The organism is Maritimibacter alexandrii, assembly GCF_005871115.1.
GTDB lineage: Bacteria > Pseudomonadota > Alphaproteobacteria > Rhodobacterales > Rhodobacteraceae > Maritimibacter > Maritimibacter alkaliphilus.
Genome location: NZ_SWKQ01000013.1, coordinates 76173 through 97949 on the forward strand (window position 1 = coordinate 76173; position 21777 = coordinate 97949).

Genomic DNA, 21777 nt, shown 5'->3' on the forward strand with positions numbered 1-21777 from the left:
AACCTGTGCCAACTGTTTCAGGCCGCTACAACTGTAGCGGATAAGCCTTTGATCTTGCTTCACGTTACGGCTGGCAAAGTAAGCGTCGCGGATGGGTCAGGCCGGAGAGACAACCGCTGCGCCTCCACTCGTTCCACCCAGATCGGACAAACCTCCTGAACGTCTCCATTGCCCGACCCGGCGAATTTCGCTAATCCGTGAGTTAGCGAAATCAAGGCGCCAGCTCAGGCGGCCACGGGAGTCGACATGCCCAATCACCTGTTCGCGGGTCTCGCCCGCAGTCTCGCGGTCCATGGCGTGACACATCTTTTCGGCGTCGTGGGCGATGCCAACGCCTATTTCGTCGATGCCTACGCGCGGCTGGACGGCACGCATTACGTCACCGCCGCGAACGAAAACGGTGCCGTGCTCATGGCCATCGGCGCTGCGATGCTGACAGGCGAAGTCGGCTTCTGCACCGTCACCCACGGCCCCGCTTTGACCAATTGCGTCACGGCGCTTGCCGAGGGGGTGCGGTCGAATACGCCGATCGTGCTCCTGTGTGGCGACACGCCGGTGCACGACCGCGAGAACCTTCAGAACATCGACCAGAAGGCGGTAATCCTGTCGTCGGGCGCGGGGTTCGAGCAGATGCGCAGCCCGCAAACGGCCCTCGACGATCTGGCGCGCGCCGTGCGACGTGCCAAGGCCGAGCGGCGGCCCATCGCCTTCAACATGCCCGCCGATTTCCAATGGTCCGATGTCGACGGCCATGACGTAAGCTGGGACGTGCCCGCCCTACCCAAGACCGAGATCGAGGGCGACGCGCTGGACAACGCGGTCGGCATGATCGCCGCCGCGCGCAGGCCCGTGGTGCTGGCCGGGCGCGGGGCCATCGACGCGCGCGACGCATTGCTCGCGCTCGCCCGCCGTATCGAGGCGCCGGTGGCCACGACGATGCGCGCCAAGAATCTGTTTCGGGGCGAGGACCACGCGCTTGGCGTTTGCGGCACCGTCAGCACGCCGCAGGCGACCGATGCGATCATGGGCGCGGACTGCATCATCGCGTTCGGCGCATCGCTCAATTTCCACACGACGGCGCAGGGCGCTTTCGTCAAGGACAAGCGCGTGATCCAGATCGCGGACCGGGCCTGCGACCTCGGCACCGGCGCGGTTGCGGATGTGTCGATTCTGGGCGATCCGGCGAGCGTGGCCGACACGTTTCGGTATTGGATCGACGAGGCGGACATCCCCGGCTCGGGCTTCACCAACGATCTGCCCGCTCAGGGGTTGGACATGCCCCCACCCGCGACCGCAACGACCCCGCGCGACGGTTCGGTGGATTTCCTGACCACGCTGGCGCGGCTGAACGACATCCTGCCCTCGGATCGCACATTGGTCACGGACGCGGGCCGTTGGATGGTCAAGAGCTATGGCCTGCTGACAGCCCCCGGCCCCCGCGACCACGTGACCTCGGCCAGTTTCGGGGCCATCGGGCTTGGCCTTGCCACCGCCGTCGGCGCAGGGGTGATGCGGCCGGACCGCCCGACCGTGCTGTTCTGCGGTGACGGCGGCTTCATGCTCGGCAATCTGGCCGAGTTCCATTCGGCGGTGCGCGCGGGCCTCGACCTGATCGTGGTGCTGTTCAATGACGGGAGCTACGGGGCCGAGCATATCCAGTTTCGCGACAAGCAGCTCGACCCCGCGATCACGTTGTTCGACTGGCCGGAGTTCACGACCGTCGCCCGCGCATTGGGCGGCGACGGGGTCGCGATCCGCTGCGCGGGCGATCTGGATGCGCTCCCGGAGGCTCTCGAAAACAGGCCCCGCACCGCGCCGTTTCTGATCGACGTGCGCCTCGACCCCGACTTCGTCGCGATGTGGTGAGCCGTCCCGTATTTTGCGACGGCGTAAGCCTCCATCTCATATAGCGGGACAAAATCGGCGTCATCTCATGTTTCGAGACACTGGTCGTCGCAGGCTGGAAGAAGTGTGTCCGCACGAATAATTCATGAAATCATGGCGATATGTCGCCCCACCCCGCGTTCACACAAAATTTTTCGCTTACCAGTGAATTAGCCAAGCATGAAATCTTGTCCCACAAAGTAGGAGGTGCTAGCGTTCCTGACATCGCGGCCCACACCGCGACAAGGACAAGCGCCGGAGACGGCACAGGGAGGAACTGATGACATTCAAGACTTGGACAAGTGTGTCCGCCGTCGCGCTGATCGCGATGTCGGTCACGTCGCAGGCCACAGCGCAGGAATGGCTCGACAATCTCGAGCCCATGACCCTGAAACTCGCCGACTTCTCGGGCGACCAGAACGCCAACTTCGGCAAGGCGATGGTCGCGTGGGAGGAATCGATCACCGAATTCACCGGCGGCAAGATCACGTTCGAGAACTACTGGTCCTCGTCCCTATTGGGTGCGCTCGACACGCTGTCGGGCGTGGGCGACGGGGTGGCCGACATCGGCCTTATCATCCCGTCCTACATGCCGCAGGAACTGCCCGTGGGATCGTGGCTTTTCGGCATGGGTGCCGCCCTGTCCGGCTCGACCGTGCATGACGTGGCGGCGGGCGGTGCAGCCGCGCTGGAAACCGTGCTGACCTTCGAGCCGCTGACGCAGGAATACGCCAGCCACAACGTGAAGGTGCTGCAAGCCACGGCGACGCCCGCTTACAACCTGCTGTGCAACACGCCGATCTCGACCCCCGAGGACGCGCAGGGCAAACGCGCCCGCGCCATCGGTGCCGTCTGGTCGCAGACCGCCGAGGCGCTCGGCATGACGCCCGTGTCCATCGCTTGGGGCGAGGCCTATGAGGGCCTGCAACGGGGCGTGTTCGACTGCATGGTCATCAACCCGAACCAATATGCGGACGGGCTGGTGCTGAAGGACGTCGCGCCGGAATACGTGCCGGTGACGATGGCGCAGCTTCAGGCCTCGACCTGGGTGATGAACCTCGACGTCTGGAACGATTTTCCGAAAGAGCTTCAGGATTTCATCACGCAGGCCAACGTGAAGGCCGCCTATGACATCTGGGAAGGCTACATGGACATCGAAGCCAAGGCGGGCGAGCTGATCGCCGCGGGCGACGTGATCCACACGAACGACGTCTCGGCGCTGGAGCCCATCGCCAAGGAACAGCGCGCGGCCTATGTCGCGGGTCTGGCCGACACGGCGCCGGATAGCGTGAGCGATCCGCAGGCCTTCGTCGACGACTATCAGGCGCGCATCGCCTACTGGACCGAGGCGCTGGTCGCCGATGGTTACGAAGTTGCCGAGCGCACGCCCGAGGCCATCGTGGACGCCTTCGCCGGACTGTCCGAGGTGGACCTGTCGAACTTCTACGAGAAGTTCAATTCCGAGGTCACGCCCGGCCTTATGAACTGAACCTCTCCGGCCCGCCCCCCAAAGCTGGGGCGGGCCGCCCTTGCTTCGCCGCCGTTTCGGGTGAAGGATTTCAAACATCATGACCGACGTGAACCGACCCGCTGACCCGACCGGCCCCGGGCCGACCGACCCCGCGCTGTTGCGGCTTGTCGACGGCTTGGCATTGGCCCTCGCCCTGATCGCAGGGGTCGCGCTGGTGCTCCTCGCCGTGAACGTGCTGGTGGACGTGACGGGGCGCGCGGCGATGAACCGGCCCTTCCCCGGCACGCTGGAATACACCCAGAACTGGTGGATGCCCACGCTCACGCTGATGGCCTTCGCCTTCACCGAATGGAAGCAGGAACATATCAAGGTGACGATCCTGCTCGACACGCTTCCGGCAACGATGCGCCGGATGGTCGAAGGGGTCTTCGGTCTGATCGCCACCGTTCTGCTTCTGGTGCTGGCGTATCATGCGTTCAACGAGGCGATGGATGCGGCCGCTTTCGGCAAGACCACGTCGTCCAGCCCGCCGGTCGCCGTCTGGCCGACCATGTTCATGGCCCCCGCGGGGGTTCTGGCCCTTGCCCTGCAAACCGCGGCCACCAGCTTTCGCTATTTCTCGGGGCGCTATCCGCTGCCCGACACGGTCCATGCCGAAGGGGAGGCCGTATGAGCGCCGAGGCCGCCACCCTGTCCCGCCCCGCCTCGCGCGTTGGCGTCGTGATCTTCGTCATCGCGCTCATCGTCGCGGGCGGGTCGCTTTACCTGATGCTCGCGGGCGATCTTCCGAAACAGATCGTGGGGCTTCTGATCGTTCTTCTGTCCATCGTGCTTCTGCTCATGGGCATCCCGGTCGGGGTCGCCATGCTGGGCGCCGCCGTGATCGGGCTTTACAGCCTGTCGGGCGCGCGGGTCGTGCGCTCGACCATGGAAAGCGTGGCCTTCGACGCGACCGCGTCGTGGTCCCTGTCCGTCATTCCGATGTTCATCCTGATGGGCATGATCCTGTGGAAATCCGGCCTCACGACCTCGGCCTTCGGCGCGGCGCGCGTGTGGCTGGGCTGGATGCCCGGCGGGCTGGCGGTCGCCACGAATTTCGCGGGCGCGGCGCTGGCTGCGAGTTCCGGGAGCACCATCGGCATCACCTATGCGCTGGGGCGCGTGTCGATCCCCGAGATGCTGAAATCCGGCTACAGCCCGCAATTGGCGGTAGGCAGCGTCGCCGCAGCGGGCACGCTGGGGCAGATCATCCCGCCCAGTCTTTTGCTCGTCGTCTATGCCGGGGCCGCGTCCTTGCCGGTCGGACAACAGCTTCTGGCCGGCGTCATTCCGGGCCTGCTCCTCGCCTTTGCCTTCGCCGCGATGATCGTGGTCAGCGCCAAGCTGCGCCCCGGCCTTGCCCCGCGTGTCGATATGTCGGACGTGACATGGGGGATGCGCTGGCGCTCGGCGCTCGACGTCATCCCCATCGCCATCGTCATCACCATCGTGATCGGCGGGCTGTTCGCGGGCATCTTCACCGCGACCGAGGCCGGGGTCTGCGGCATGTTCGCCGCCCTGACCCTTGGCGCCATCCATCTGTTTCGCACCGGAGGCGGGTTTCGCGCCGTGATCCGAATGCTGCGAGAGTCCCTGATCGGCACGCTGACCGGCACCGCCTCGGTCTTTCTGCTGATCGTCGGCGTTGCCGTCCTGACCCGCGCCATGGCGCTAAGTCAGGTGCCCAACTTCATCGCGACCGAAATCGCGGAGCTCGGGCTCGGACGCATTGAGCTTCTGTTCATCCTGATCGTCGCCTACCTGATCCTCGGCATGTTCATGGACACGCTGGCGATGATGCTGCTCACCATCCCCGTGCTGCTCTCACCGCTTATCTCGGTCGGCGTCGATCCGCTCTGGTTCGGCGTGTTTCTTGTCGTGATGGCCGAAGTCGGGCTGCTGACCCCGCCCCTTGGTATCCTGACCTTCATCGTCCACCGGATCGCGTCGGACCCGGAGGCGAACCTCGGCAAGCCCATTTCCCTCGGCACCGTGTTTCTGGGCGTGCTGCCCTTCGCCCTCACCGCCATCGCGGTGGTGATCCTTCTGATCCTCGTGCCGGGCATCGTGACGTGGTTGCCCGGCGCCAGCACGATGCGATGAGCGGCGCGGCTTGCGAACCCTGCGCGCCCGGTGGCAAAAGGCGCAACGCGTGAAAGGACACTTCGATGAACGCGAGCGTTGAACTGGGCCCCAAGAAAGAGCGGCGCGAGGAATCCGACCGCCGGATGCTGCGCGCGGCCATGGCGCTTATCCGCAAAAAGGGCATCTCCGGCGCGAACCTCGCACAGATCGGACTCGATGCGGGTTACAGCAAGGGCCTCCCGGTGCAGCGGTTCGGCACCAAGCTCGCCCTCCTGATCGCCGTGCTCGACGCGATCGAGGACCGCTTCCTGCGCCATGTCGAAAAGCGTGTGGGCGACCGCCGGGGCTGCGCGGCGCTGGCCGAACGCATCCGCCTGCAACTCGACGCCGTGCGCGACATGCCCGACAGCGCCATCGCCCTGTATCACCTGATCGTCGAATCCATGGGCGCGAGCCCGGACCTGCAACCACGTGTCGCGTCGCTTCAGGCGGCCTATCACGCCAACCTGCGCAGCTACCTGAAACAGGCGCAGGACATGGGCGAGTTGCTTCCCGATATCGACATCGACCAGAGCGCGCGCATGATCTCAGGTACGATCAGCGGTATGAGCATTCAGGCCATCGTGGACGGTCATACGGACAGGCTGGCCGACGATGCCACATACCTTGCCGAAATGTTCATTCGGCACGTCGCACGCGGCCCGACCTAACCGACGGGCCCGATCCGGTCCTCGGTCGCGTCGATCTCTTCCGAAATGATCCGCTTCCAGTCCTCGATACGGGTGTCGTTCACATCCTGCGCATGGACGGCGATGGAAATGGCAAGGTCCGGCTGGTCCGAGAAGGCCCTGATGCCCCGCCCCAACCCGAAGATCGAGCGATAGGCCCGCCCCCGGCTTTCCGCAAATCCGGTGCGGCGGGCGCGGTCCATCGCGTCGCGCACGCTGTCGGCGCTCAGGCTTTCGAAGGCGTCGAACTCCGGTGCGATGGCCGCGATCACCCGTTCGGCGGTCGCGTCCGGCAGCCCGGCGAGAAGCGCGGTGGCCCCCGCCCCGACGCCCAGATAGCGCCTCTGCCCCACCTCGACCGGGATCACGCGGATCACGGTGCGGCCCTCGGCCTTGTGGATGCACACCGCCTCGAACCCCGAGCGGCGCATCAGATAGGTGGTCACGTTCGCGCGTTCGGCTACGCGGTCCACGCAGGCCGTCCACGGGGCGAGGCCAAGCACCCGGTCGCTGACGGCGAGGCCGAGTTCGTAACTGAGCATCCCCACCTCGTAACGGCGGGTGTCGGCGTTGTAGGCGGCCAGCCCGGTGTCGGTGAGGCTTTTCAGGATGCGATGGGTGGTCGAGCGGGGCAGACCCACGGCTTCGGAAATCGTGCGCAGGGTCTTGGGCGCGTCGCCAGACACATGCGCGATCTGCTTCAGGATCGCCGCCGCGCGCCGGATCGCCTGAGTTCCGTCCTGATTGCCGTCTTTCATTCTGGTCTTGCCTTCCGTTCGCCCGGCGCGATCGGCACCGAACATCGCCTGCACGCGCCGAACCGCACCTAGGCCTTCGTGACCAGCGCCGCCGCCTTGGCCCGCAGGTCAGGTTTCTGCACCTTTCCCACCGCGTTCATCGGCAGCGCCTCGAGCCGTTCGAGACGTTCGGGAAACTTCTGCCGTGCAAATCCGGCGGCCATGAGGTGATCGGTCATTGCCGCGAAATCGAAGCCGTCGCGCGCCACGACGAAGGCCACGACCATTTCACCGCGTTCCGGGTCCGGTGCGCCGACGATGGCGACCTGATCGACAAGCGGGTGCGCGAGCAGCGCGTTCTCGATTTCCAGCGGGCTGATATTTTCGCCCTTCCGGATGATGATGTCTTTCTTGCGCCCGGTGATGACGATGAAACGGTCGTCCACGATCCGGCCCAGATCGCCCATGCGAAAAAAGCCGTCTTGGGTAAAAGCGCCCGCGTCATCCTCGGGGTCGAGGTAGCCCACGAACATCTGCGGTCCGCGCACGCAGATCTCGCCCTCGTCCAGCATCAGGTCGAGGGCCATTTCGCCGTCGGTTTCCGCATGAGCCTCGGCGGAGGCCCGGTCGCGGATGCCGGGGCACGCCAGCGGCACTTCGGTCGAACCATAGGCGCGCGAGACGATCGCCTGCGGCCATGCGGCAAGCGCGCGGCGCACCAATTCAGGCGGCACACTGGCCCCACCGCAGACGAAGCGGCGCAGGCTTGGCAGGTCGGACCCCGCCTGTCCCGCCGCCTCCAGAAGCATGGTCAGGAACGGCGTCGCCCCGGCCATGAACGTGGCACCCTCGGCGTCGATCCGGGCCACGGCGCGCGCAGGCTCCCACCGATCCTCAAGCACCGTGCGGCAGCCGGTGATCCAAGGGAACTCGAAGGCATAGATCGACCCGCCGATATGGCCGATGGGCGACGGGACATACATGACGTCCTCAGCCCCGAGCGACCAGAACCCGGCGGTGTTGCGCACCACGGCATCGAGGCTGTCATGGGTGTGGATCACGCCCTTGGGCCGCCCGGTGCTGCCCGACGTGAAAATGACGATCTTGGCGTCCCGGCTGTCCGGCAGACGCGGCTCGGCGGGCGGACCTGCGACCAGATCGTCGAACCGGGCCGCGCCGGGCGCGTCGCCGCGCACGGTCACGACATGGGCGGGCGGCGCATCGAGCGCGGCCACGATGGCCGGGTGATCGACCTTGTCCGAGGCGGGCGGCAGAAAGATCGCCTCGACCCCGCAAGCGGGCAGGATCACCTGCAACTCGGCCTTTCGGTAGATCGGTAGAAGCGGCACGATCCGGTAGCCGAACAGCGCGCAGGCGAGGTTGATGACCGCCGCCTCCCACCAATTCGGAAGCTGGAACGCGATGGGCGCGCGGGGGGTCAGCCCCATCCGCTCGAAGGCGCCACCGAGGCGCAGCGCCATGTCCAGCATGTCGCCACGTGTGAGGCGGCGTTCGCCGTCGCGGATCACTTCGGGGTCGGGGTCTTGCGCGGTCAGGTCCAGCGCGATCTCGCCGAGACCGGGACGACGCGGTGCGCGGTGACGGTCGCGGGAGAGCCCCGCCATCCGCTCGTCGATCCTGCTCATTTCCGTTTCTCGCGGGCTTTGGCGAGGAAGGCATCGATGCGGGCCTTGTGTTCCTCGGTGCGCACGGAAAGGGATTCATAAGCGATGCCGGGGTCCATCAGCGCATGGGCCACCCGCTTCAGCTCCATGTTCATGACGGTCTTGGTCCAGCGGATCGCAGGCTGCGCCCCGGCGATCAGCCTGTCGCAGAACCCGTCGACGGCGGCGTCGAGCGCATCGTCGGCGACCACGTGATTGACCAGCCCGATCTCGCCCGCCTTGGCCGCCGTCAGGGTTTCGCCGGTCAGCAGGAATTCCTTGGCGCGGTGCAGGCCGATGAGCGCGGGCCAGATGATCGCGCCACCGTCACCCGCCACCAGACCGATGGCCACATGCGGGTCGCCGATCTTGGCGCTTTCACCGGCAAAGGTCACATCGCAAAACAACGCGATGGTCGCGCCCAGCCCGATGGCCGCGCCGTTGATCCGCGCCACCACGGGCTTGTCGATGTCGAGCAGCGTGAAGATGAGCGCCTTGGCCTCGGCGGCTTCCTTGTCGAAGAGGGTCGGCTCGTCGATGACGCGGCGCATCCCCTCGATGTCGCCGCCTGCCGAGAAGGCACGACCCGCTCCGGTGATGACCAGAACGTCGCTTCCGGTGTCGTCGCGTGCGAAGGACAGAGCGTCGATGATTTCCGAGTGCATCGGACCACCGAAGGCGTTGAGCACCTCGGGCCGGTTCATAGTGATCGTCAGCCGCCGCCCGGTGCGGGTCAGCAGCAAGGTTTCAAACTCCGGCAGTTCGCTCATGCCGCCCTCCATCTCGCCTCAGCATAGTCGAGGAAGGCCATCGGTGCGCCACCCATTTCGGCCCGCAGCGCGCGGGCGCGGTAGGTCCAGCGGTGCAACGGGTGTTCCAGTGTCAGGCCCATCGCCCCCATGAACTGGTGCAGGTCATAACCGATGCGCGTGGCGTGGTTCTGGACATGAGCAAGCGCGAGGCTCGCATCCTGCGCCGAGCGGCTGGACGCGGCCTTGAGCATGAGGAGCCGCGCGCCTTCGAGCCAGACCGCATCGGTCGCGAGGCGATGCTGCACGCCTTGAAAACTGCCCAAGGCCTGACCGAACTGGGTCCGCTCGCGCACGTGGGCGAGGACCGAGGACAGGCCTCCGGCTAGGACACCGGACAGCTCGGCGGCCAGCGCGATCTGCCAGAGCGTGCGGACTTGCGCGGCATCGACCTCCAGATCGGTCCAGTCCAACGTGTCACTCGCCACCTCACCCATCGGATAGGCAAAGAGGCTCGCCACCTCACACACCTGACCGTCGAGCCTCGCGAGCCGCACCGCCCCGTCTGTGATCGACAGGAGCGCCCCCGCCTGCGGCAGAAACCGGATCGCACCGGGCGCGTCATCGACCACGACGGCCAGCGGGCGCGGCACGTCACCGCCGAGGAAGGGACGCAGCAGCGCCGAGGCGGCGCATTCGACCGTCACCGGGACTTGCGCCACCTCGTGCACCATCGCTGCGGCGGCCACGGTGCCGAGGTCCGGCTCTGCGGCGGCGTCATAGAACCCGGCCTCTTCGAGCCGCGCATCCAGCGCCGTGCCATAATCGAACCGCCCCCAATCCGCGACGGTGTGAAAGCCGGTCTCGGCCTCATCCCCCAGCATCTGGGCGAGCACGGTGGCGAAGGTCGCCTGATCTTCGTTGAACGCAAGATGCATGGTCAGGCTCCTTTCGGCAGGTCGAGGTGGCGGCGGGCCACGAGGTTCAGCTGAATTTCAGCCGCCCCCGCCGCGATGCCGGTGACGATGGCGCGCTCGTGGTGGGCGAGCATCCCGGCGTGGCCGTCTCCCGAGAAACAGTCGGGCAAGAAATCCATCCCGAAATCCGTCACCGCATGGTCGGCTTCGACCACCGCGACGCGGGCGAGGTTGGCGGCGGTGCCCGGCGGCACGCCCCGCGCCCGCTCGTCCACCACGCGGTAAACCAAAAGCCGCGCGGCTTCGCAGGCCGCCGCAGCCTCGGCCGCCTTGGCGCGCACGATTGCATTGCCGAAGGCGCCCCGCGCCTTGAGTTCGCCGACCATCACGTCGAGCACCTGAGACGACATTTCATAGCGCGGGATTCCGACGCGTTCGTTGGCCAGCGCGTAGGAGATGATCGTCCACCCCTCGCCCTCTTCGCCAAGACGGCAGGAGGCCGGGACGCGCACGTCCGTAAAAAAGACCTCGTGAATGTCGCCGTGGCCGATGAGGCTGGGGATCGCGCGGACCTCGATTCCGGCCGTGTCCATCGGGACGAGGAAAATCGCGATAGCCGAGCGCCCCTGATCGGCCCCGCCGGTGCGCGCGAGCAGGAAACAGGTGTCGGCCATGCCTGCATAGGAGGTCCATATTTTCTGGCCGTTGATGACGTAATCGTCGCCGTCACGGATCGCTTTGGTGCGCAGCGAGGCGAGGTCGGACCCCGCACCGGGCTCGGAAAACCCCTGACACCAGATCGCGCGGCCCGCCGCCATGTCGGGAAGGTACTGCGCCTTCTGCGCGTTCGAGCCGTAGCGCATCAGGACCGGGCCGATCCAGTTGACGTTCATGTATTGCCCGCCGCGCGGCTCGCCCACCGCCCACATCTCTTCGCCCATGATGAAATGCTCCCATGTCGGACGATCCGCGCCGCCCCATTCGGCGGGCCAGTGGGGGACGAGCAATCCGGCCTCGGCGAGCTTGGGGCAGAATTCGAGCGAGAACTCGGTCTGTTCCCGCGAACCCGGCCCGTGCCGCGCGATTTCGTCCCAGTTGGTGGGCAACTCACCGTCGAGGAAGTCACGCACCCGCGCGCGGAAGGCGTCGTTTTCCTCTGTCCATGTGAAGTCCATCGAAAGCTCTCCCATTATGCGGGACAGTTTCTGGCCCGCGCGGCGGAATTGAAAATGCCGCCCGACCTGCCCCATGTCAACAGCCCCCGGCTTGACCAAGATGTTTTCAGGCGTATAGCCTATGGCCGAGCCGGGAAGTCGGACAGAGGGAGGAAACAGCCACATGCAATTCTACGATCCCACGATATGGAATTTTGTGGATGAATGCGATGCAGCTTGACCCGACGGCCGAGGACGAGGCGTTTCGCGCGCAAGCGCGGGACTGGCTCATCCACAACCGCCCGGCCGAGCCTGCGCCGCGCGAAGGGCAGGCCTCGCGCACATACGCGACCGACTGGCTGGCAAAATGCGCGGCTGCGGGGTGGTCCGGGCTGGCATGGCCCAAGGAATACGGGGGGCACGGTCTGTCGCCTGCGCGGCTTTTGATCTGGTACGAGGAATATGCCCGTGCCCGCGCGCCCTCACCGCTCGACTGCACCTTCGTCGCGCTGAACCACGCCGGGCCGACCGTGTTCGCGCGTGGCACCGAAGCCCAGAAGGCATTTCACCTGCCCCGCATTCTCGATGGTCGTTCGATCTGGTGTCAGGGGTTTTCGGAACCCGGCGCAGGTTCGGACCTTGCCTCGCTCAAGACGGTGGGGCGGATCGAGGGCGACCATCTTGTCGTCAACGGCCAGAAGATCTGGTCAAGCTACGCCGACATCGCGGATTATCAGGAGCTTCTGATCCGCACCGATCCGGGATCGAAGCGCCACAAGGGGCTGAGTTGGGTGATCTGCGACATGACGCTCCCCGGCATCACGGTCCGCCCGATCCGCAACATGGCGGGGGACACGCATTTCGCCGAGGTGTTCTATGACGACGTGCGCATTCCTTTGGACGCCGTGGTGGGCGAGGTGGACGACGGTTGGTCGGTCGCCATGACGACGCTCGCCTTCGAACGGCGCACGGCAGCGATGGCCCTGCAACTCGACCTGTCGGTCAAGGTCGAAGAGCTGATCGCACTTGCCCGACCCACTCCCGGCACCGCGACCGCAGAACGCCTTGCCGAGCTGCGGGCCGAGGCGGCGGGGGTGCGGGCCATGACCTATCGCACGGCCCTGCGCGACCCGGACACGCCCTTCGACGGCTCGCTCGTGCGGCTGACCTTCGCGGAACTCGCCCAGCGGATCGAGCGTGCGGCGATGGACGTGCTCGGCCCCGACGGTCTGACCGACAGCCATTGGACGCATGGCTACCTTGAAAGCTATTCCGAGACGATCGCGGGCGGCACCGCGGAAATTCAGCGCAACATCATCGCCGAGCGCATCCTCGGCCTGCCGAGGGAGGCCCGGGTATGAGTTTCGATCTGACCCCCGGCGACGACCTGCGCCAGATCCTTGTCGCCGCGCAGGCGATGCTCGACAGCCACTACCCGGTGGCGCGTCTGCAAGAGGGGATGGGCGGTGACGACCTTGGCCCGCTGGAGGACTTCGGGGCCTTCGCGCTCGCCCTGCCCGAGGAGGTGGGGGGCGCGGGCTTCAGCATCGTGGAAGAGGCCCATCTGCACGTGGCTTTGGGCCGTCACCTCGTCGGCCCCGGCGCGCTCGCCACCGCCATCGCGCGGCGGCTGGACGCGGACGTGACCGCCTGTGTCGGCGTCGCGGGCGACGGAACGTGGACACTTATCGACCCGGAGGGCGCGGATCACGCGGTGATACGGGTGGACGGCGGTTTCGGCCTTTCGCCCGTCACCGACCCGAAGACGACCGCCCCGCTCGGCGCGGGTCTGCCCGTCGCCAAGATGGCGCGCACCGGCACCAATCGGCCCGTGGACGCGGACCTCGCCCGCCTGCTTGCCGCCGCGCAACTGCTGGGCGTCGCCACCGGCGCGCGTGATCTGGCGGTCGACTATGCCAAGATCCGCGAGCAGTTCGGTCAACCCATCGGCACGTTTCAGGCGATCAAGCACCATGCCGCCAACATGACGCTGGGGATCGAGATGGTGTCGGCCCTGCTCGACATGGCCGCGATTGCGCTCTGCGACGGTCACCCGGACGCGGGCTTTCAGGTCGCCGCCCTAACCCGTCTCGCCCCGCGCGTCGCGCTCGACAACGCGCGCACCGGCATCCAGATTCACGGCGGCATCGGCTTTTCCGCCGAGGCGAACGCCCATCTCTTTCTCAAACAGGCCCATGTGCTTGCGCAGTTCATCGGACCGGCCGATCTTCTGAGCCTGCCCGCACCGCTCGCGCCCTATGGAGACAACGCATGAAATCAGCCATCGTCACCGGCGCCTCGAGCGGTATCGGCCTCGCCACCGCGCGCGCATTCCTCGAAAACGGCGTCGCCGTGGTCGGCGTGGGCCGGGACGCATCGAAACTCGACGCCGCGCGGGCCAGTCTGGCCGACCTCCCCGCCCCGATGGTGACGCTCGCCGCCGACATCACCGATGACGACGCGCCGAAACGGGCCGTGGCGCTGGCGATGGACGAATTCGGGCGCCTCGATCACCTCGTGAACAACGCGGGCGTCGGCAGCCCGGAGCCGGTGCATTCCACCGATGACGACACGCTCGACCGGTTTCTCGACCTCATGCTGCGCGCACCGTTCCGCCTGTGCCGGGAGGCGCTGACGGCCTTCGGCGAAACGGCGACCATCGTCAATGTATCCTCGACCTACTCCCTCGTCGGCGGATTGCGCGGTGGGGCCTATTCGGCGGCCAAGGGCGGGCTGAATGCGCTTACGTTGCACATGGCGGCGCAATATGGGTCATCCGGCGTGCGCTCGAACGCGGTCGCGCCGGGCGTGATCCCGACCCCGATGACCGAGGCGCGGCTGGAGGTCGAGGCCTTCCGGCGCATGAACACCGACATGACTCCCGCCGCCGGATGGGGCACGGTCGAGGACATCGCGAACGCGATCTGGTTTCTGTCCTCACCGCAGTCGGCATGGATCAACGGTCAGATCCTAGCGGTCGACGGCGGCTGGTCTTCGACCAAATACCTGAGCGAAACCGCGCTCACGGCACCCCGCGAGACCGTCGAACCCGACTGGACGCATTCGGGGCGCAAGCGGGTTGAGGGGGAAACCTGAAGGTATTCGGCGAGCCAAGTGCCGGGACACCTTCGGGGCAGGTGTTCGCACGCCGACGTTTGGTTCGAAGACTCCGCGCAAACTTGCCCCGGCCCGTGCTTCCGATCATCAGACGTGTTGAAAGCCGTAAGAAACAGCAGGCGGTGCGTCTTGGCTTCCCATTACAAATCGACTGTGCTGAAGCCAGTCTTTCAACGCCGTTTTTTCTCGTAGCTTTTGCCGCGAGAAGACCGGGACACGTCGTCAGTGCAGCGAAACCGTCGGGTTCCGATGTGGGCCAACGGTAAGCCCCCTGACCCTCAGCAGGCGCGGGCCCTCGGCAGAGCCCGACCCCCCCTCAGAAACCCGCCCGCTGACAGGCGTCCTGCGCTCGCGATTTAGCCGATGTCGGACGCCTCGCGCCCGCGGGTCAGCTGCGAAATCGTCACGGCGAGGATCAGTGCGCCGCCGTTGAAGACGTTTGTGACCCACAGCGGAATGCCGAACATGGTCAGGCCGGTGATCCCGGTACCGAGGAAATAGACCGCGACGATAGTGCCCCACGGATTGAACCGTCCCGGCATGATCGTCGTCGAGCCAAGGAAGGCCGCGGCGAAGGCGGGGAGCAGGTAGTTCAGCCCCGAATACGGGTCGGCGGACCCGAGGACGCCCGCATAGAGCACCCCGGCGAGCGCGGCGACGACGGACGAGGCGACGAGCGCGCCCACGCGCATCTTTTCCACCGGGATGCCGTTCAGCCGCGCCACTTCGCGCCCACGCCCGACGAACAGAAGCCGTCGGCCGAGCGGTGTGAAGTCGAAGACATACCACAGGACGATTGCCGCCGCGAACGCGTAGTAGAAGGCGTAAGGCACGCCGAACAGCCGTCCGCCGACCACCCACATGATCAACGCGTTGTCGATGCCGCCGATGGTCGAGGAATTGGTGAACCACTGAACGACGCCCGAAATGAGCGAAGTGCTGCCCAGTGTCACGACCAGAGAGTGAATGCGGAAATAGACGATGAACAGCGCATGAAAGAGGCCGACCGCGAGCCCGCCCAAAAGGGCGAGAAGGATCGAAAGCTCGATCGACACATCCATCCACGAGTTCAAGACCGCGATCATGCAGGACGACAATGTCATCGTCGCCCCGACGGCGAGGTCATAGTCCCCCGATGTGAGAGGAATGATGATCGCAAGCGCCAGAAGCGCGGCGGGCGCATAGGAGGCGAAGAGGATCGAGAAGTTGCCCCAGCGCAGGAAGGATTCCGGCATGGCGATGGAAAACCCTGCGATCAGCAGAAACCACACGAGGATCAGCGCGTAGCGTTCGAACAGCCGCATGGCGTTCACATTGGACTTCTTGCGTGGCGTTGCGGATTCCGTGGACGTGCTCATGATGTCCCCTTGTCTTGGCCCGCTGCGTCCTGTGCACGACCCTCGGCCGTGCCCAGCGACGAATAGCAGGCTTGCGTGATGTTGTCCTTGTCGACCTGCGAGCCGGCCAGCTCATCGACGATACGGCCGCGCGCGAAGACGAGCACGCGGTCACACAGCTCGGCGAGCTGTTCGGCATCGGAGCTGGCGCAGATGACGGACATACCCTTGGCGGCGGCCTCTTTGACCGCTTTGAAGATGTTGGCGCGCGTGCCGACATCGACGCCCTGCGTCGGTTCGTCCAGCAACAGAAGCCTCGGCTCGCGTTTCAGCCACCGAGCGATAAGAACCTTCTGAGCGTTCCCGCCAGACAAGTTGCCCAGGTTCAGTTCCGGGTCGTTCGGGCGCACCTCGAAGCGTTCTCCGAGCGCCTTCGCCTCGCGCCGCATCTGGCCGTTGCGCAAAAACCCGCCCTGCACGTAACCGCCGATGTCGGGCAGAAGCATGTTCTCGAACACCTTCATGTTGCCGACGCCGCTCTTGGTGTCCCGGTCACCGGGCAGAAGCGCGATGTTTTCGGCGATGGAGGCTGCCGGTGTCATTGAGCGCAGGTCGAAGTGCTTGCCGTCGTCGAGCGTCATTTCGCCCGAATGCGCGGAATCCGCGCCGAAGACGAGGTAGGGGATCTTGTCGTAGCCCGAGCCGATCAGCCCGGTCAGCCCGAGGATCTCGCCCTTCCCGACCGTGATGTCGCAGGTCGGGATACCTACGCCCGACAGGCCCTTCAGCCGGGCCATCGGTTCGAACTTGCGCGCGACGTGAACGGGGGGCGCAGCGCTGGCGAGGGAGCGGCCGATAATCATCTCGATCATCTGGTCCCGGCTCGCATCGCGAGTTTCGATTTCGCCCGACACCTTGCCGTCGCGCAGGATTGTCACGCGGTCGGTGATCTCCATCACCTCGTCGATGTCATGCGAGATGAAGGTGACGGCGGAGCCATGATCGGCGATCTGCCGCATGAGCTGGAACAGCCGGTCCACGCCTTCCTTTGGCAGGAACGGCGTGGGTTCGTCCAGCAGGACGAGGCCGGGTTCACCCGTGCGCTCGCATTCCTCGCGGATTTCCTCGAAGGCCCGGATGATCGCTATGAGCGCGCGGTTCACGGCGCTGAGTTCGTCGATCCGGCGCCATTGTTCGACGTCCACATCGTAGCGGTCCAGCGTCTCTTGCGCCGCCGCGCGTTCCTTGCGCCAGTTGATCCGGCGACCCTTGCCGAGCGCGATCTGCGACAGGCGGAGGTTTTCGAGCACCGTAAGCGACGGCACGAGGCCGAGGTTCTGGTGCACGAAACTCATCCCGAGACGGCGGAAGGTCGAAGGGTCCAGCGGCAGCGGAACGTCGCGCCCGTTGAATTGCATCGAACCGCCCGGATCGGGGGCGTGGAACCCTGCCAGAACCTTGATGAGGGTGGACTTGCCGGAACCGTTGGTTCCCAGAAGCCCATGCACCTCGCCCGGCTCGATGGTCAGCGAGACGCTGTCCAGCGCACGGGTCGCGCGGAATGTCTTGGATATGTTCTCCAGGCGAAGCGTGGGTGGCGTCTGTGTCGACGCCACCCGATCGTTCCGCGCAGAGATCTGCTCGGTTGTCATGGGGATCAGTTCAGGCCCCAGAGCTCACGGAAACCCGACACGTAGGCGTCGCCATAACCCGTGTCGAACTGCGCGGGCGTGCCTGCCATCTCGGCGTTGCTTTCGTCGAAGATGTAGAACGGCACGTTCAGCTTCTCCGGCACCGGCAGACCGCACAGGTCACGCATGTTGGCATCGACCGTGGCATAGGCGATCCAGTCGAGGCTTTCGCCGATGTCCATCGAAACCGAGCCTTCCTGAATGTAGTCGAGCACGAAGGGCGTGCCGTTGAAGGTCGCGACCTTCACCGAGCCGAGGTTGCCGGTCAGGCGAAGAGCCGGGACGACGAACTGCGACATGGAATCGTAGATCGGCACGATCACGTCGATCTCGGGGTTGGCCTGAAGCGCCGACTGAACCGACGACTGGATCTTGGTGCCCCATTCGGCCACGCCGACGTTGACCTCCTGCACGATTTCGCAATCCGGGCAGTTCTCGGCGAGCACGCTTTCGAACCCGTCGACGAGCGGAATGGTGGGCGGCACTTCACGCGACACGACGAGAAGGACTTTGCCCGCACCATCCGTGTTCACCGTGACCCAGTTGGCGAGGATCTTGCCGATCTCGTTGAAACCGACCGGAAGCGTCGAGGACAGCAGTTCGTTCGGCGTATCCGAGGGGTCGTAGAAATGCGACGTGGTCACTTTCACGCCCGCCTCGTTGGCGGCGGTGATCTGCGGCACGACCGTATCGGGCGAGATGCCCGAAATCAGGTTGATGACGTCGAATCCGTCGCGGATCGCGAAGTCGAAGCCCTGCACCCACTGGCTGGGCTGGCCCTGGTTTTCCCATTCTGCGACTTCGAGCCCGATGTCCTCACCCACCGCTTTCATGCGGTCGATGATCCCCTTGAGGAAGGGGTTGGCGCTGCTGTTCGGGATCGCCAGCATCTTGCGGTCCGCGGCGCATTCGCGAATGTCGAAGGGGTCGCCCGGTGCCGTGAAAACCGGCTGTTCGAGGTAAGGCGCGAGGGCCTCCTGAGCGCGTGCGATGCCTTCCGAGGCGTCCTGCGCACTTGCCGCCGTACCGGCGACCGAAAGCGCCAGCGCCGATACCAGGCCCTTGATTGTCTTGGAGTGTGTCATGTGTATCTCCCTGTTGCCGTTGATGTGCGTCGCGGTCGTTTTGGTCGACTCGTCGTTGACTTGAATACGCATTCACATCTTTCTCAGAATTCGATTCATTGTCAATCATGCATTCTTGGCTTTCTCCCCGAGCCTTGAATTCGGATGCAGGGATTGCCGCCAGAAAAGGGGCCGTGGCATGGGTGCAGAATATGATCGCCTCGGGGCGTGCAATCCATTAGAGAGTGATCCGCGCTGGCCCCGGTCGGCGCGGTGGTGGACGGAAAAGGTATTTTGTAGCGATGGCACGTCTTAAATCACGGGTGACTTCCTTCGACGTGGCCAAACTTGCGGGCGTGTCACAGCCAGCCGTGTCGCGCGCCTTCACGCCCGGTGCGAGCATCACGAAGGAAAAGCGCGACCGCATTCTGGCCGCCGCGAAAGAGCTGAACTACGTGCCGAACGTGTTCGCGTCGAGCCTGTCGTCGAAGCGCAGCAACATGGTCGCGGTCATCAGCGGCAACCTGAACAATCCCTTTTATTCCGAGACGTTGCAGGTGTTCGTGGAATCCATCCAGCGCACCCATCGCCAAGTCCTCGCCTTCTCGGTGCAGGACGGGCGCGACAGCGACGACGTGATGATGCAGGCGATGCGCTATCCCATCGACGGGCTGGTCGTCACCTCGGCCCAGATGTCATCGGAACTCGTGAAACTCAGCGAAGGTCTGGGCATCCCGGTGGTCATGTTCAACCGCCGCGTCGTCGGGTCCGAACTGTCCGGGGTCCAGTGCGACAACTTCGAGGGGAGCGCGGTTCTGGGTCGGCTGATGGCGGCTGCGGGCGCGCGGCGCATCCTTATCGTGCGGGGCGATCCGCAGGGCTCGACGAGCATCGACCGGGTCCAAGGGTTCCGGTCCGCCGTGGACGGGGTCGCCGGGGTCGAAATCGAAGAGGTCGACGGTGAATCGAGCTATTCCGGCGCGCGAAACGCCATGATCCGCCGCTTCAACGGGCCGGGTCCGCGCTTCCCGGACGCGATCTTCGCGGTGAACGACATCATGGCGATCGGCTGCGCCGACGCGCTGAACGAGAACTTCGGCCTGAAGATACCCGATGACATCATGCTCGCCGGGTTCGACGGGATACGGGAGGGGCAGCGCGCGCCCTACAGCCTGACGACGGTGCGTCAGCCGGTCGAACGGATGGTCGCGGAAACGCTCGAACTTTTGAAGGCCGCGCCGGAAGACCTGAAAGGGGCCGAAGCACAACGCCGGGTGATCCCCGGCGATCTGATCCCGGGCCACACCGTGCCCGGAATGGGAAGGTGGGCGCGCTAGGCACGCCCACCGCAAAGGGCCTTATTCAGCCGCTTCGTGAACGCCGGGGATGAAGCCGAAATCGAACGGTGCCGGTTCGCCCCGCTCCTTGCGCTGGGACTTGCGCAAAGCCTCGGTCCCGTTTTCGTCCACGGTCAGATTCTCGCCGATAAGAACGCCGTAGTCGCGCTCGGCCTTCTGGCGTGACACCAGCCCGTCGCGCACATCCTTCAGCACCTTCTCGACGGGCCGTTCCAGCGGATCGCCCCAGCCACCGGACCCGGCGGTGATGAAGATGATGCGGTCACCCGGCTCGACCTTGACGCTGTCGGTCTTGGACGGAATGCGCTCGGGCTCGTCCTTGCCCGCGCGCACGACCCATTTGCTCGACGTGCCGCCGTGCAGGCCGCCGTTGATGCCCCAGGGCGGCACCACCTCGCGGTCGTCGTGGATCGAGATCGAACCGGAGGCGAGCACGCGATACACCTTCTCGATCCCGGCACCGCCACGGTGAAGACCGGCCCCACCGGCATCCTGCACCGGGCGGTAACGCTCCACGATCACCGGGTAGTAGTTCTCGATGTATTCGATGGGCGTCGCGCTGAAGAGCGGCCACCACGCGTGTCCGTCCAGACCGTCGTCACGCGGACGGCCCGGAACACCGCCGAACAGAAGCTCCATCAGCTGGAAATACTTTCCGTTCTCGTCGGTCCCGGTGAAGATGAAGTGCGGGCTGGTGCCGTAGCCCGCCGCCATCGAAAGGTGCGGGGCCTGCTGGCCCAGCGCGCCCGCCTGACAGTCGAAGAACCGCGTGTGCGTGTTCAGACGGTTCGACAGAGCGGCCGGGAACTTGGGATTGAGAAGGCTGCCTTCGGGAAGGATGATCTCGAACAGGTCGTAGAACCCTTCGTTGAACATGATCTTGGGATCGAAGGCCATAATCATGTAGACGCCGAAAAACAGTTTGCAGAGACCTTCGTGGATGTGGAAGTTGATCGGCCCCTCGGCCTGATCGTCGGTCCCGGTCCAGTCGATGACCGCGACTTCGCCCTTCTTGTAGATCGAAAGGTGCAGCTTGAACGGGCCGTTGCCCACGCCGTCGTCATCCACGTAATCTGTGAAGGTCACCGGCTCTTCGGGTATGTATTTCGAGATGAGCACACGCATCGCTTCGCGCGTGCGCGACATCAGCTCGTCACAGGCGGTCAGGTAGCTGTCGCGCCCGAAACGGTCGCAGATTTCCTGCACCCGCTTGGCCGCCGTCCGGCACCCGGCGATGAGCGCCATGAGGTCGGCGCGGTTCATGTCGGGCGTGCGGCTGTTGTTCAGCATGATCTGGAGGACGCCCTCGTTGAGCTTGCCGTCCTCGTAGATCTTCACCGGCGGAACGCGCAGCCCCTCTTCCCAGATCGTGTAGGCATCCGCAGGCATCGAACCGGGCACCTTGCCGCCCGTGTCCACCATGTGCCCGAAAATCGAGCTGTAGCCGACGTGGTGGCCCTCATGGAAGATCGGCATCATCACGCACCAGTCGTTGTTGTGCGAGATCGAGCCCTTGCAGGCATAGGGGTCGTTCCAGACGAAGATGTCGCCTTCGTTGATGTTGTTTTTGTACTGCTCCACGATCTCGGGGATGTAGGAGCCGAACTGGCCCACCACCATCTGCCCCGCGGGGTTGCAGATCATCGGGAACTCGTCGTGCTGTTCGCGGATCACCGGAGAAAGCGCAACGCGGGTCACGACGCTGTCCATCTCGAACCGCGCGTTCAGAAGCGCGTTCTCGATCAGGTCGAGTGTAATCGGGTCGAGTTTCTTGGTCATTGG

18 protein-coding genes are annotated in these 21777 nt (G+C 65.3%); 9 read left to right on the plus strand and 9 right to left on the minus strand.

The window, feature by feature from the left end:
* The first annotated feature begins 246 nt into the window (after window positions 1–246).
* The 5 genes from FCT00_RS13010 (at window position 247) to FCT00_RS13030 (ending at window position 6189) form a co-directional block, all read left to right on the plus strand.
* Window positions 247–1866, plus strand: a complete 1620-nt coding sequence (locus FCT00_RS13010; RefSeq protein ID WP_138423372.1) for a thiamine pyrophosphate-binding protein — start codon at window positions 247–249, stop codon at window positions 1864–1866.
* Window positions 1867–2164: 298 nt separating this feature from the next.
* Window positions 2165–3373, plus strand: coding sequence for a C4-dicarboxylate TRAP transporter substrate-binding protein (locus FCT00_RS13015; protein WP_235889067.1), 1209 nt, complete (start codon window positions 2165–2167; stop codon window positions 3371–3373).
* Window positions 3374–3452: 79 nt separating this feature from the next.
* Window positions 3453–4028, plus strand: coding sequence for a TRAP transporter small permease subunit (locus FCT00_RS13020; RefSeq protein WP_008330042.1), 576 nt, complete (start codon window positions 3453–3455; stop codon window positions 4026–4028).
* Window positions 4025–5497 (plus strand): TRAP transporter large permease, encoded by a 1473-nt coding sequence (locus tag FCT00_RS13025; protein WP_138423373.1) that lies wholly within the window; start codon window positions 4025–4027, stop codon window positions 5495–5497. Before FCT00_RS13020 ends, FCT00_RS13025 begins: the two co-directional genes overlap by 4 nt.
* A gap of 65 nt (window positions 5498–5562) precedes the next feature.
* Window positions 5563–6189, plus strand: a complete 627-nt coding sequence (locus tag FCT00_RS13030; RefSeq protein WP_008330046.1) for a TetR/AcrR family transcriptional regulator — start codon at window positions 5563–5565, stop codon at window positions 6187–6189.
* On the opposite strand, the gene FCT00_RS13035 is transcribed toward FCT00_RS13030, so the two are convergent.
* From FCT00_RS13035 to FCT00_RS13055, 5 genes are all read right to left on the minus strand, one after another.
* Window positions 6186–6965 carry an IclR family transcriptional regulator gene (locus tag FCT00_RS13035; RefSeq protein ID WP_138423374.1) on the minus strand — a complete coding sequence of 260 codons (780 nt, stop codon included), beginning with the start codon at window positions 6963–6965 and terminating at the stop codon, window positions 6186–6188. The two genes, FCT00_RS13030 and FCT00_RS13035, sit on opposite strands and share 4 nt — an antisense overlap.
* A gap of 68 nt (window positions 6966–7033) precedes the next feature.
* The gene (locus tag FCT00_RS13040; RefSeq protein ID WP_138423375.1) at window positions 7034–8590 is read right to left on the minus strand and encodes an AMP-binding protein; all 1557 of its coding nucleotides are present in this window, start codon (window positions 8588–8590) and stop codon (window positions 7034–7036) included.
* The gene (locus tag FCT00_RS13045) at window positions 8587–9378 is read right to left on the minus strand and encodes an enoyl-CoA hydratase/isomerase family protein (protein ID WP_138423376.1); all 792 of its coding nucleotides are present in this window, start codon (window positions 9376–9378) and stop codon (window positions 8587–8589) included. The genes FCT00_RS13040 and FCT00_RS13045 overlap by 4 nt, the downstream gene beginning before the upstream one ends.
* Entirely contained in the window at window positions 9375–10295 is a 921-nt protein-coding gene (locus tag FCT00_RS13050) for an acyl-CoA dehydrogenase family protein (RefSeq protein ID WP_138423377.1), read from the minus strand. The genes FCT00_RS13045 and FCT00_RS13050 overlap by 4 nt, the downstream gene beginning before the upstream one ends.
* A 2-nt stretch (window positions 10296–10297) precedes the next feature.
* Window positions 10298–11449 carry an acyl-CoA dehydrogenase family protein gene (locus tag FCT00_RS13055; RefSeq protein WP_138423378.1) on the minus strand — a complete coding sequence of 384 codons (1152 nt, stop codon included), beginning with the start codon at window positions 11447–11449 and terminating at the stop codon, window positions 10298–10300.
* A gap of 209 nt (window positions 11450–11658) precedes the next feature.
* On the opposite strand from FCT00_RS13055, the gene FCT00_RS13060 reads away from it, so the two are divergent.
* The 3 genes from FCT00_RS13060 to FCT00_RS13070 are packed head-to-tail and all read left to right on the plus strand — an operon-like array spanning window position 11659 to window position 14524.
* Entirely contained in the window at window positions 11659–12789 is a 1131-nt protein-coding gene (locus FCT00_RS13060; RefSeq protein ID WP_138423379.1) for an acyl-CoA dehydrogenase family protein, read from the plus strand.
* The gene (locus FCT00_RS13065; RefSeq protein WP_138423380.1) at window positions 12786–13703 is read left to right on the plus strand and encodes an acyl-CoA dehydrogenase family protein; all 918 of its coding nucleotides are present in this window, start codon (window positions 12786–12788) and stop codon (window positions 13701–13703) included. Before FCT00_RS13060 ends, FCT00_RS13065 begins: the two co-directional genes overlap by 4 nt.
* A complete protein-coding gene (locus FCT00_RS13070; protein WP_138423381.1) occupies window positions 13700–14524 on the plus strand; it encodes an SDR family NAD(P)-dependent oxidoreductase in 825 nt (274 codons plus the stop codon). Before FCT00_RS13065 ends, FCT00_RS13070 begins: the two co-directional genes overlap by 4 nt.
* 377 nt (window positions 14525–14901) lie before the next feature.
* Here the strand turns inward: FCT00_RS13070 and FCT00_RS13075 are convergent, their stop codons facing one another.
* Genes FCT00_RS13075 through FCT00_RS13085 form a run of 3 tightly spaced genes read right to left on the minus strand, consistent with a single transcriptional unit; the run spans window position 14902 to window position 18658 of the window.
* On the minus strand, window positions 14902–15903 hold the full coding sequence (locus tag FCT00_RS13075; protein ID WP_008330106.1) for an ABC transporter permease: 1002 nt from the start codon (window positions 15901–15903) through the stop codon (window positions 14902–14904).
* Window positions 15900–17498 carry a sugar ABC transporter ATP-binding protein gene (locus FCT00_RS13080; protein ID WP_235889070.1) on the minus strand — a complete coding sequence of 533 codons (1599 nt, stop codon included), beginning with the start codon at window positions 17496–17498 and terminating at the stop codon, window positions 15900–15902. The genes FCT00_RS13075 and FCT00_RS13080 overlap by 4 nt, the downstream gene beginning before the upstream one ends.
* Before the next feature lie 41 nt (window positions 17499–17539).
* A complete protein-coding gene (locus tag FCT00_RS13085; protein ID WP_235889072.1) occupies window positions 17540–18658 on the minus strand; it encodes a sugar ABC transporter substrate-binding protein in 1119 nt (372 codons plus the stop codon).
* A 281-nt stretch (window positions 18659–18939) separates the two neighbouring features.
* Between FCT00_RS13085 and FCT00_RS13090 the strand changes: the two genes are divergently transcribed.
* Window positions 18940–19974, plus strand: a complete 1035-nt coding sequence (locus FCT00_RS13090) for a LacI family DNA-binding transcriptional regulator (RefSeq protein ID WP_008330109.1) — start codon at window positions 18940–18942, stop codon at window positions 19972–19974.
* 21 nt (window positions 19975–19995) lie between these two features.
* Here FCT00_RS13090 and FCT00_RS13095 read toward each other — a convergent pair whose 3' ends face one another.
* Window positions 19996–21774 carry a hydantoinase B/oxoprolinase family protein gene (locus tag FCT00_RS13095; protein ID WP_138423384.1) on the minus strand — a complete coding sequence of 593 codons (1779 nt, stop codon included), beginning with the start codon at window positions 21772–21774 and terminating at the stop codon, window positions 19996–19998.
* Window positions 21775–21777 lie beyond the last annotated feature (3 nt).